Source organism: Methanosarcina hadiensis, assembly GCF_046529725.1.
GTDB lineage: Archaea > Halobacteriota > Methanosarcinia > Methanosarcinales > Methanosarcinaceae > Methanosarcina > Methanosarcina hadiensis.
In genome coordinates this window covers 4,042,406-4,054,437 of sequence record NZ_CP136241.1, presented here as the reverse complement: position 1 = coordinate 4,054,437, position 12,032 = coordinate 4,042,406, and the positions used below count along the sequence as shown (strand labels likewise).

Annotated in this window: 12 protein-coding genes; 5 read left to right on the top strand and 7 right to left on the bottom strand. The window is 44.9% G+C overall.

The genetic code is table 11. The features are described 5' to 3' along the window. The first annotated feature begins 71 nt into the window (after positions 1-71). The 5 genes from RSJ42_RS17460 (at position 72) to RSJ42_RS17440 (ending at position 4,495) form a co-directional block, all read left to right on the top strand. Positions 72-863, top strand: a complete 792-nt coding sequence (locus tag RSJ42_RS17460; RefSeq protein ID WP_410508496.1) for a nicotinate-nucleotide pyrophosphorylase — start codon at positions 72-74, stop codon at positions 861-863. A gap of 100 nt (positions 864-963) precedes the next feature. Next, positions 964-1,803 carry a Rossmann-like domain-containing protein gene (locus RSJ42_RS17455; RefSeq protein WP_410508495.1) on the top strand — a complete coding sequence of 280 codons (840 nt, stop codon included), beginning with the start codon at positions 964-966 and terminating at the stop codon, positions 1,801-1,803. After that, a complete protein-coding gene (locus RSJ42_RS17450; protein WP_410508494.1) occupies positions 1,784-1,984 on the top strand; it encodes a hypothetical protein in 201 nt (66 codons plus the stop codon). The genes RSJ42_RS17455 and RSJ42_RS17450 overlap by 20 nt, the downstream gene beginning before the upstream one ends. Before the next feature lie 570 nt (positions 1,985-2,554). Next, complete coding sequence (locus RSJ42_RS17445) at positions 2,555-3,259, top strand: class I SAM-dependent methyltransferase (protein WP_410510414.1); 705 nt, start codon at positions 2,555-2,557, stop codon at positions 3,257-3,259. Between the two features lie 228 nt (positions 3,260-3,487). Then, positions 3,488-4,495, top strand: coding sequence for a GNAT family N-acetyltransferase (locus RSJ42_RS17440; RefSeq protein ID WP_410508493.1), 1,008 nt, complete (start codon positions 3,488-3,490; stop codon positions 4,493-4,495). A gap of 237 nt (positions 4,496-4,732) precedes the next feature. Here the strand turns inward: RSJ42_RS17440 and RSJ42_RS17435 are convergent, their stop codons facing one another. The 7 genes from RSJ42_RS17435 to RSJ42_RS17405 all read right to left on the bottom strand — a co-directional run bounded on the left by RSJ42_RS17435 (position 4,733) and on the right by RSJ42_RS17405 (position 11,737). Further along, positions 4,733-5,482: an SIMPL domain-containing protein gene (locus tag RSJ42_RS17435; RefSeq protein WP_410508492.1), complete on the bottom strand. Its 750-nt coding sequence runs from the start codon at positions 5,480-5,482 to the stop codon at positions 4,733-4,735. A 296-nt stretch (positions 5,483-5,778) separates the two neighbouring features. Further along, on the bottom strand, positions 5,779-7,080 hold the full coding sequence (locus tag RSJ42_RS17430) for a formylmethanofuran dehydrogenase subunit B (protein ID WP_410508491.1): 1,302 nt from the start codon (positions 7,078-7,080) through the stop codon (positions 5,779-5,781). Between the two features lie 2 nt (positions 7,081-7,082). After that, positions 7,083-7,472, bottom strand: coding sequence for a molybdopterin dinucleotide binding domain-containing protein (locus RSJ42_RS17425; protein ID WP_410508490.1), 390 nt, complete (start codon positions 7,470-7,472; stop codon positions 7,083-7,085). A 10-nt stretch (positions 7,473-7,482) separates the two neighbouring features. Then, the gene (locus RSJ42_RS17420; RefSeq protein WP_410508489.1) at positions 7,483-8,349 is read right to left on the bottom strand and encodes a formylmethanofuran dehydrogenase subunit C; all 867 of its coding nucleotides are present in this window, start codon (positions 8,347-8,349) and stop codon (positions 7,483-7,485) included. A 4-nt stretch (positions 8,350-8,353) separates the two neighbouring features. Next, on the bottom strand, positions 8,354-10,108 hold the full coding sequence (locus RSJ42_RS17415; protein ID WP_410508488.1) for a formylmethanofuran dehydrogenase subunit A: 1,755 nt from the start codon (positions 10,106-10,108) through the stop codon (positions 8,354-8,356). After that, positions 10,109-11,149, bottom strand: a complete 1,041-nt coding sequence (locus RSJ42_RS17410) for a 4Fe-4S binding protein (RefSeq protein WP_410508487.1) — start codon at positions 11,147-11,149, stop codon at positions 10,109-10,111. An 18-nt stretch (positions 11,150-11,167) separates the two neighbouring features. Beyond that, positions 11,168-11,737, bottom strand: coding sequence for an FmdE family protein (locus tag RSJ42_RS17405; protein WP_410508486.1), 570 nt, complete (start codon positions 11,735-11,737; stop codon positions 11,168-11,170). Positions 11,738-12,032: the final 295 nt, after the last annotated feature.

The window sequence follows — 12,032 nt, the reverse complement described above, 5'->3', positions numbered from 1 at the left end:
AAAAGAAGCCTGTAGCAAAAAAAATAGAAACATAAAAAATAAGGGATTTAAAGGAATTTTCGAGGCAAAACATGATAGACTTTTTTGAGCTCTACTTTTACGAAGACTGCCCCTATCAGGATGAAAGTGCAGAACTGCTAAGGCTTGAAGGCAGGGGAAAAATGAGGATTGTTTCGAGGGAGAACGGAATTTCTGCCTGTGCCGGCGACCTGGCAGAGTATTACGAAAGAAAAGGCCTGAAAATCCTTAATCGCCTGGGAGACGGAGAGGCTTTCAAGCCCGGAGATACAATTATCGAAGCCGAAGGAGACCTTAAACTCCTGTTCAGGTTCTGGAGGGTCTCTCAGACTTTCCTAACTATCATTTGCGCTATTGCCACGAAAACAGCTTCTATGGTCAGTGAAGGCCGAAAGGCGAATCCTGACCTTATTATTGCAACAAGCAGAAAAACTCACCCGGGTTCCCGGATTTTTGAGCTTAAAGCAGTCCGGGCAGGCGGAGGGGATATTCACCGGAATTCCCTCAGTGACTCCATCCATATCAGCCAGAACCACCTGGAAGTCACCGGAGAACTGGGTAATCTCAGGGCTATGAAAAAGATAGAAATCGAGCCCAGATCGAGGGAAGAAGCATTCAAATATGCAAAAATGTCGGATATAATGCTCCTTGATCACCTTACCCCGGAAAAACTGCGGGAACTCGGACCCGAACTTAAAAAACTCAATCCTGAACTCGAAATTGCAGTGGGAGGAATCCAGGCGTCCAGAATTCCTGAATATGCTCCTTTTGTCGATATTATCGTTATAAGTGCTCCCTATTATGCAAATCCCCTTGACTTTACAACAAAGATCGAAAGGCTGTAAGCTAAAAAAAGTAAAAATTGAGAAATAAAAATTGAGAAGTAAAAACTGAGAAATAAAGGTCGAAAAAAATAGAAGATGGAAAAAAATAAAAGGTGGATGCATGTCAGAAAGCAAAAACCTGCAGGAAACCGGAAAAAAAGAAGAAGCCGGTATCCTCCCGGCCATTGTAAGTGGACTCAAAAAAGATCTGGGTCCTGCTCTTGAAGAAATTGAAGTAAAGGATGTCAGGATCGGACTCGCCTATACCGGAGTCCTGCTTTCCGAAAACTACGGAGGCGTTGCCTGCACTCCACTCTATGAGTTTTCGGGTTGTCCCACCCCTGGCTTTGCAGTCTCTCTTAAAGGAAAAACTGCGGATGGATTGCTTGAATTTGCCCTATCAGAAAACCCGCTCGAAGCAGCAGTTGGGATTGCAACCGCAAATGCTCTTTCACATATGCTCAGTGACCTGGAACCCAAAAACTTTCCAGTTTCAAATACAGACGTCCTTGAACTTATAAAACCTGAAGACAGGGTTGCAATGGTAGGCTATTTCGGACCTCTCGTCCCAAAAATCCTGAAAATAACAGGAAAACTTACTGTTCTCGAAAAGCGTGAAATAGAAGATCCTGAAACCATAACCCTGCCTTCGGAAAAAGCAAAAGATATTCTCCCTGCTTCGGATGTGATTATACTCAGTGCAAGTACTCTCGCAAACCGGACTTTTGATGAACTCCTTTCCTTCCGGAGGGCAGCAAGGGAAGTTGTCCTGCTAGGCCCAACAACGCCTCTCTACCCTGCCCCATTTTTTGAGAGAGGAATTACTGCAATAATGGGGACCAGAATTATTGATCCCTTAACAATGCTTACGGTAGTTAGCGAGGCTGGAGGAACAAAAAAGCTGCACCAGTACTGCGGGGAAAAAGTTGCTTTCAGGAAAAGTGAACAAAAAGGAAAATAACTATGCTGGAAAAAAGGCGAAAAGGCCAGAAAATTTAAAGAAACTGGCAAAAAGATCTAAAAGTTATGAGCGCTTGATTATCAGCAACCATCAGCCATTTGCTGATATTCCTTCTTTTGAGCATTTTAATCAGACCTTATCTGTGGCTTTGAGCCCTGTTCTTACTGTTCTTTTAAACTGATCACAAAATCAGGCACATACGCATTTGTTCAAGACAGAATAATTAAATAGCTTGGCGCAATATGCTACTGGCTCCGCAACTCAACTGCGGAATTTATTTATATAAGACGCTTGTGGAGCATAAAATACCTTCCAAATTTCCTAATTTTATATTTATTCGCTTAAAACGAGAAACTATGACTCAAAGGCTGCACAATTCCCTTTTGAAACCATGTAGATTTAAATTGAGAATAAATTGGGAGGAAATTCATATTTATGAATGGAAAGAAAGGCGGGGCCAAAAAATGACGAGTATTAAAAAACAAATTTGAGGAAGCTTCCGCGGCCAGAGGAATTTATATATAGGCATAAAAATAGAACTCTTAAGTACCTTTTACAGTTTTGAGTTATTTTGGGGAGAATAACCAGGAGAACTGATGCTATACTAAATCTGGTAATGCAGCAATTCAGAGTGCATGGGGAGAGGTATGAAATGCAAAATTTGGGCTATCAAAAAAATATGTCTGAAGGGTATGAAAATAGAATGCCTGGAGTTTATGAAAAAAACAGTCCCGCAGGATACGAAAAAGAGATATTGAAACCAAGAAATGTATGGGAAGAGTTTTTTGCAGATAAAAGAAGTGGGGGTCACAGATCTTCAGCTGAAGAATTTCTTGCTATGGAGGCGAGGGAAAAATTATTCCATCTGGATGGCGGAAAATCCCTTCTTGACTTTGGGTGCGGAGCCGGGGAGCTTCTGGTTTACTATGCACAGGAATATGAAAAGACAACAGGAGTTGACTTTTCCCCGTCCATGCTTGAAGAAGCAAGCAAAAGAATAAGGGAAAGAAATTGTGAGAATACAACTTTAATTCTGGCTGACGACAAAACTGTCTGGGGCAAGCTGGACTCTTCCTTCGACCGAATAACTGCAGCTGGAGTATTTCAGTATCTTACATATCAAGAAATTGATGATTTTATATTCAATTCATCAAAATACCTTAATAAAGAGGGTAAAATAGTACTGTTTGACATGCTGGACCCCCGCTTATATCCATTGTGGAAGGCGGGGCTGTTTTCACAGGATAAAAGCTGTCGGAAAATATTAAGTAAAGCGTTTTGCGGGGTTAAAAATTCAATATCTGCAAGCTTGAAAAAACGTCCTAGGGATATTTTGGGATACTCTCATTATCCCAGTAAAATTAAAAAAATTGCAAATAAAAATGGTTTTGAAATGATTTGTGTACAATCAATGTATTATGAATACAAATACCACGCAATAATATTTCAGAGTTAAACGGCTGTTCAGATAGAGATCGAATCAAACCTGCTTTTGGCAGGCGAATGTAAAAATTCATTTTATTGGCATGAAAGTGCTTTCAAGCTTTCGTGATTCGGGCATGTTATTCGAAGAATATCATATACGTTTTTGTTAGCGGGAATTTGGAACTGAGTCATTCATCAGAGATAAAAATAATTACCTATTTGCAAGGAAGAACAGTTATCTATTTGTACGGGACTTAAAATGGACGGAATTGAAGTAAGAGAATTGGTGCCTTCTGAATACAAAGAATGGGATTTAATTGTAGAGAAAGCCAAATCCGGTACACTCTTTCATACCAGTGAATGGCTTGAAATCTGTAGAGATGCCCTGTCAATAGATCTAAAAATCTATGGCTGTTTTAGAAACGGCGAGCTTGTGGGAGGATGCCCCCTTTTTGTTAAAAATATCAAAGGAATATTGAAAGTAGCTACTTCGACCTGCAGAATGACCAGCTACAGTGGACCTCTTATAAAAGAGAATGCCAGTTCCAGAGCAAGTAAGCGAGTACAGGAAACTCATGAAATCCTTAATCCACTCCGGGAATTCCTCTGCAAGCAGGGTTTTGACAGCATTCATCTTACGTTCTCTCCAGGCTTTGAGGACATAAGACCGTTTACGTGGAATGGATGGGATTCCGCCGTGCATTACACCCATTATTTGAACCTGCAAGAAAATATAGACCGCAACCTTTCGGGGGAAAGACGGATGGAACTTAAAACTGCAACAGAGGCTGGACTTAGAACCAGAGCGTGGAATGACCCTGAAACATATTACCGTCTGCTTTCACTGGCCTATGATAAGCAGAATATAGAGCCTCCCTTACCCAGAGAATTCTTTGAAAGACTATTTAAGTTGATCCGGGAAAAAAATATTGGATACATGTTTGTTTCAGAAACCTCTGAGGGTGAGGCTGTTGCAGCTCACTTAAATCTGTACGGTAAGAAATGCGCTGTAATCTGGACTTCAACCCTGAACCCCGATTTTGATAGTTTGGGTCCCTATGCTCTTCTGTATTACAACGAATTTCTTGACCTGAAGTCCCGGGACTTTAAATTCATGAATGTAATGGCAGCAAATGTACCTACATTTGTAGATTTTATAATGGGCTTTTCTCCGGAGTTGATTCCATACTATAGTGTGAACCTGGATAGCAAAAGATATTCAATCGCGAAAATCTTATACAAAACCACCCACAAGGAAACTTATTGATAAAAGCAGATTTAAAAAACAGAAGGAGAAACCATAAAGAAGACCAATAAACGCTAGCCTATGACTATGAATGCTGGCCGATGGATAATACGTAAAAGACATATTGATCTGATGAGTTGCAAACAACATCTGTCATCTGCAACTCTAAATCATTTGTTACTTCGTTTTCAATATTGTTTAATCCAAATTCCTTATTCAATATAGTCCAAATTATTTATTCAATATAGTCCAAATTCCTTATTCAATGTAGTACGTGACCTGTACTGACATTGAAACAGTAGACTCTCCTGGCTGAATAGGAGTTGAAACTGCTCCTGAGGCCTTTTCTTCCATTGGCATAGCATAATCGTAATATACTCTGGGACCGTTGCTTTCACTTATGGATGAAGCCTGCACGCCAGTTATCTCGACACCAAGGCTCTTAGCAAGCGTCTCGGCTTTTGTAGATGCATCAGACACTGCTTGATTCATCAGATCTTCACGAATTTGTTTTTGCATATCGTTGGAGACTGAAAATGAAACGCCTCCAATCTCATTAGCTCCGGCAGCTGTGGACCTGTCAATGATCTCACTAAGGTTGTCGAGATTCTTTGTTGTAATCTGCACGCTATTGGATGCAGAGTAACCTGTGATTGTCTGTGTAGTAGTATAGTTGTATACGGGATACACGGAAACATAGGATGTCCGTATTTCCCTGTCCTGCAACCCCATTGCTTTGAGGTCTGCCATTACAGCACTCATAATTGCTGCATTTTCATCGGATGCTTCCTTTGCAGTTGCAGCCTGAACTACAACACCTATGTGAAGTGTTGCCGTGTCAGGAACAACTTTCTGTTCAGCATACCCACTCATAGAAATAGTACTTTCCGTATCTTTTTCAGACCCGTTCTGTGAAGTAGCGTATATTGTTGCTGACATCAACACCAGAACAATTGATAGCGCAATGATACTGTAGTAAGACTTATCGTTTTTATCTTCCTGTGACATTTTTCGCATACTCCCTGTTCAATTTTTTGTTAACCGATTATTTGACCAGTTCTAGCAAATAATAGATGTACACGCACATATTAAATAATTACTTAAACTTCAACTACGGTTGCAGTTATGAAAATCACAGAATATTGAAGGAAAAAAATCGTTGCTGGATCCCAGCACTGTGTTCGCAGGAAACTGAAAAGAAAAAAAGGTGAGAGTTTTCGTCACTCTCAAATTAGATGATTTGCATCATCCGTTTGTTTTGTACTTCCTTTAATTGAGAATTCGTGAAAATAAACTTACCTTATTTACTTCCTTGCCTTAATCTTCTCAAAGAGCTGCTTCAGGGTGTCTTCGTTGCTCTTCGTAAACTCGAAGGGCGAGGTTGTGAAAGGTTCGAAGTGCACTGCCACATCATCGAGCCTGTAAAAGGTCCCGTCACATTCCATGGCGTCAATGACTCCCGGAAATACAATATCCGAAGCAGCTGTACTCGGGCAGGGAGCAATGTCCAGGCAGACCATTGGAATTTCGGCAAGATAGGAAGCACAATCCGCAGGGATATGGCATACAAGGTCGGCGCACATTACAAAGGCTGCATCCACATCTTTTTCCCTCAGCACGTCCACGGTTGTATATTCGCCGGGGTTGTAACGCGGGTGCCCGCGCATGAAATCAAGCCCGAAGGGGTAGCCGTACATATAAGAGGCGACCTGGTTAAAGCCCGCAACATTGCAGTGGCCTCGAAGGGCTCCAAGGGTGAACTTGGCATAGTTGTTCAGCTCCTTTACCATGTTCATGGCAATTTCGGCGTTCCTGTGCTTTCCTATGGAGGAGGAGAGCCCGAGACCTACTGAAACGGCACCGAAATTGCAGTTTTTCATCATGTCAAGCATCTCTTCCATGACCGGGACGGGTACTCCTGTGATCTCTTCCACTGAGGGGTGGGGAGTTTTCCCGTGAAGCAGGGTAAGAAGAGCACTTATCAGTTCATAGTCCGAGCCGGGCTTGAGCTGCACGTGCAGGTCGGATGCTTCTGTTGTCGGGGTTTTTCTCGGGTCCACGGTGATAACTGTCCTGTCAAAGCGCCCGCGCTTCGTCCAGTAACCTCTTGGAAAAACTCCATATCTCGACATCTGCCTGGGCATGGATTCGAGAGGGTTTGTTCCCCAGTAAACAATGAGATCACCTCTGTTTTTCTTCTGACCTTCGGTTGCACCGACTTTCCCTGACTCCTGAATTCCCATTGCTGTAGGCCCGTGACAGATGGTAGCGTTAGAATCGACAAGGGCACCAAGGTATTCCCCTATCTTAAGCCCTACTTCATGAGCTTCGCATGAGGTCTCACTGCCCATAAAGAGAAGAGGGCGCTTTGCAGAAACAAGAATATCTGCAGCTCTTTCAAGGGCTTCGTCCCAGGCTGCAGGGGTCAGTCTTCCGTCCACTTTTATTAGGGGCTGCCTGATCCTGTGGGAACTTACAATCTCCTTGAATTTGGCGTTCCCCATTTTACATGCATTTCTTGCCTCAATTTTTCCGTTCCCGAATTCGACCTGGATATCGTCGCAGGCTGCCCCACAGACGGGACAGACTATGTTTTTGTAAAACATGCTCACTGCCCTCCGATATAAACTTTCAATACTACGTCTTCGGCGCTGAGAACCTCTTCGTCTGACGGCTCAACATTTACCGGGGCGCCCTTATAGAGGGGGGACCCAGTAGAAAGAGTATCAGGATCGATGACAACATTCGACCAGATAGCCCTCGGCATAAACACCTGCCCGGGCTGGACTGAACCCGTACATTTTGCATAAACGACAATCGAATGTTTCCCATTCCTGCTTGTTACTTTTACCTTCTCAGGGGAACAGAGGGATACAAAATCCGAAGGAAAAATCCAGCAGGAAGCACATTCCATAGTGTATTCGTCCGTGAATTTGTCTCCTCCTTTGGCAAGCCTGCCTTCATCAATCGTACTTCCGGTAATGAGTATTACTTCCATGTTTCTCACCTCACAGTTCCGGGTTTGCATCTATGGAGACGTAAAGAGCTCCTTTTGCCCTCTTACTGATCGCATAGTCCCCTGTAAACTTCTTGAAATCGCCTATCAGTTCAACATCGCCCGAAGTGACCCTGTTTTCCATGGAAACAAATTCGAAACCGGGAGCGAAACGCTGTATTTTGCCGCCGACAACTATGGTCCCGCCTGCCATTTCTGCGCCCACCCCACGGAGGGCATCGCCTTTTACTACAATGAGCCCTCCGTTCTGACGGATCCCGCAGAAGCCTTCGACATTGCCTTCAACCAGAATTTCTCCGCCGTCCATGCCGCCTCCGAGCTGGTGCCTTGCCGAACCTTCAATTACAATACGCCCGCCTTTCATGCCGTGCCACTTACCTCTGTAAGCACAGCCCACGTGGTCTCCGGCATTGCCTTTGATGTGCAGGAGCCCGCCAAGCATTTCCATTCCAGCCCAGGAATCAGCATCTCCGTAAACGATGATCTCGCCTCCTTTCATCCCTGTCCCGACATGCATGCCTGCAGAACCTTCAATTTCAATTTTCCCTGCACTCATGCATTCTCCGATCCTTTTAACCCTCATTGCGTCGCCTTTTATGCGGATCAGAGTCTCGGCTGCAGAACTGCCAGCATTGCCCATAACTTCAAAGAAATCGGAAAGAGGATAGGTTTCAGGACCCTGCCAGACGGACAACATCCCTATTTCTCCGGCAGTCTTGCCTGCAAAGGAATCAGGTGTTATTACATCTGCTTCCAGTTTAATGTCAATCGCTTTTTTAGGAATAAGCGTTACTTCTTCCATTTGTCCGGCAGTTTTTCCGGCATCAATTTTTTTATAAATTAGTGCTCCCTCTGTCATCGCCTCACCTCTCACCGTTAACCTGTATGGGAGTAGGATTTTCCAGGTATTTCTCCGGAGTCGGGTAGTTGGCAAAACCAAGAGTGTAGTACCTGAACCACTCCTTTACGTCAGCCAGCATCTCTTTTTCCCGCTCGTTTTCTACATGCACCTCTGAGTAGTAAGTCCGCTTCTCAGGCAGGGAAACAATCTCTCCTTTAACAGCCACGATTTCGCCGCCCTTCACGGTGTATTCCGCCTTCCTGAAGGTCCTGAGGAGGGCTTCGTAATTGTTTGCGTCAAGCTGCTGCGGGTTTATGTTGTAAACTGTAACATCTCCGTCCGCGCCCACACCGAGAGAACCTTTTCTGTGGACCATGCCTATTGTCTTTGCAGGGTTGGCTCTTGTCAGGATCGCAAGGTCATAGAGGGAAAGTTCACGGTTTACGCCTCCAAGCTCGCTCCTGTCATTTGCCCATTTGTGGCATTCGCTGAACGTCTGGTTCCTGAAAGCCCCGGACATGAGCCAGGTCATAACCTCAGGGTATTTCGTGAATGGCCCCCCGTTCGGGCTGTCCGTGGTCATGATGGTCTTCCACGGATCATTGATAAGCAGGAGACATTCAAGCCCCATTGCCCACTGCAGGCTGTGCACAGGGTTGGACTTGAGGTAAGTAAAGGGAAGGACGCCTGAACCACATTCCATTTCAACGTCAGTGTTCGACCACTTGTTTCCTGTAAGGGTATAAAGGTCGTGGATGGCAGGCCCGTCTCCGGTCATAACCGTTGCTTCTCCGAAGGGAGTACATCCGCTGTCGATTACAACGTGATCTTTGTTGTTTATATAGTCTGCAATATCCTTAACACCGGATTCACAGTCTGCCCATGTTGTGCCTGCAAAACTGTTAAACATCAGGTGGGTGAGGTATACGGAACGGTCTCTTGAAGGGTCCATTTTGGTTTCTGCCCATTCCACATCCATGTTCTGCTTTGTCTTTACCCCATCAGGAATTTTAAGAGAATCTTTAGTAATCGCATAGCACCCAGGATGACCCAGGTTATTTGCGTGCAGGTGGACTGGCATCGGCATGCCCAGAGTTTCATTGATCTCGGTAAGCCCTTTAATGACTTCTCTTGGAGTAATTTCAAAATGGATGTTGGCTTCGTCAAGGTCACTTATGTTCTTACCCCAGGCCCAGTTTTCAACTCCGGCGGGGTTGACACATTTGATCCCATAAGTCTTGTGCGTTTTCATTATCCAGGCAACATAAGCAGTAGCCTTTTCCATATCGCCGTCCCGGAGGTAGCGCATAAGGAAAAAGTTGTTTCCGAGGACCAGGTACCCACCCATGTCAAGGAGAGGGGTTGCACGCATCTCTTCATGGGTATGACGGGCTTCAAGAGGGGGAACCGCAGCTTCAAAAACAGTTGTGTAACCCATTGCTGCGTAATCATACCCCTGTTTGTAGACGGAAGGGACTGTGTAGCCTGAGCCTGAATGGGTGAGTGCGGTTTTCTTAAGATTTGTTTTATAATGGTCTTCAGGGCGCATTGACCTTCCGGCATTAACCTTTGCACCTGCAACGTGGGAATGGGAATCAACCCCTCCGGGCATCACGGTCATTCCTGAGGCATCAATGACCTTTGATGTTTTCATTTCAGCTGTGGAAAGCTCTTTTACGACCTTTCCGTCCCTGATGAAGATATCCATTTTCTCCCCGTTTATCTCATTGAGGGGGTCAAAGACATATCCGTTCTTGATTGCAATTGTTCCTGCCATTTATTCCACCTCTTTTTTCACAAGCCAGACCGCATTAACAGGGCAGATAAGGGCGCAGGTCCCATCTCCTCCGCAGCGTTCCTGGTTTACGACCGAAACTTTCCCGTTTCTGACTTCAAGGATAGCTTTTTCGTCCATTTCATACAGGTAGCCGGCAGCAAGTTCGCGGCTGTCGAGAGCATTTACCGGACAGACGATCACGCAGTTCCCACAGCCCAGGCAAGCATTATCGTCTGTTTCAAGGCGGGTGCGGAGCGTGTCTTCGGGAACAGGGACTTCAATCAGCTTTTTCTCAAGGATACCCTTTTTCTCCATTTCCGGCAGAATTGCGGTTTTTCGGACATCAATGGCGTCAACAGGGCAGGCAACCGCACATGCGCCGCAGTAAATGCAGGCGTCTGGCCTGTGAGACATCTTTTCAACTCTTTCTCCGGACTTCGCCTTTTTATTAAAGATAGCGTTTGCAGGGCAGATGTCAATACAGGTGTGGCAGGTCTGACAGACACTTTCATCCCTGGCCCAGCTCCCTGAAAAGGGCTTTTCCACAGAAATCGCATTTACAGGGCATACAGCAGCACACCAACCGCAATGGACGCAGCACTCGGTATCGATATGAGTTTTTCCTGCAAGCTTCAGGCTTCCGTCCATTGAAATTTCCCTGGTTACCTCAATGCAGCCCTGTGGGCAGATATCTTCGCAGAGCCCGCAGTGAACACAGTTTTCGTTTACTGAGGTCGGTTTCGTAGCCTTTGAGACATAGGACATATCTGTGATGGATTTCCCTTCCTGCCTCAATTCAAGAGCACCTGTGGGACAGACTTTTGAACAAATCCCGCAGACAAGGCACTCTTCACTCCTTGTCATTTCCAGGAAATCAGCATCCAGGAGCCCTCTAGCTACAGCTCCCAAAGCTCCAATAGAAAGGGAGCCCTTGGGGCATGCCTGTACGCAGGTCCCACAGCCAATGCATCTCTCAGGCTTATAGACCAGCTGCCGGTCTTTTTTCTCGGAAAAGACTGACAATCGCATCTCATTTTGCATTTTACTTACCTCTCAACGTTATTCTGTGCATCCGCCGCACAGCAGCTCATTACCGTGTTGAATGAACATTTCACCGCAACTTTTACAACATTGTATCCGCTTTTTCTGCCTTACAGGAACTTCCAGATCTACAGGTTTCCAGGAATACACTTTTTCACCGGCTTTCAGGAGGACTGGCACTACTTCTTCATGGGGGAGCTTTTCAGTGTTCAGGTACCAGGCGTGGAGTTTGGGGAAGTCCTTTGTTTTCTCAGGATCGAGATAGATTCTGACACCCGTTATGCCCTGCATTCCTTCAGGCGCCTGTTTGTTTACAGTGACCGCCATTTTCCCCATGTTGTTAATCTTTAACCCGTTGTTTCCTATGGTAGCTCCGGCAAGGATCTGGAAGGGGTCAGGCATACAGCTTTTCGTTTCACAGGTCACGTATATGCGTTCCCCGTTGCGGACATTGAGCTCCCGTTTTGCAATATTGAGCATCTGGATGCCGATTAATGCCCCAGAGGTCAGGAAGCCATGAAAGGGGACGACCTTTTCAATCTGCGAAAGCAGCTCAGGGTCCTTTACCTGCTTCAGAATTGCTGCCATATTGTGTTTCTCTTGATCCGAATTCTTGTGCAATGTGTACACCGCCGTGGGTCCCATCGTTATGTTTGACCAAACATAACGCTAGAGACGTTGATATAGACGAGTCAAATAAAGTAAATGCTAGACAGTCAGGTTATTTAGAGAAATTATTATGTAAATTATAACATAACGCAGAAGGATACACAGTATTTATAGATAACTTTTTAAAAAGTTTATAGATTTTAATCAATTCTTAAGGACTAAGGGGAATTCCATTTAAGAAATAAAAATCCCTCATGAAGCCGGAACAGAAAAA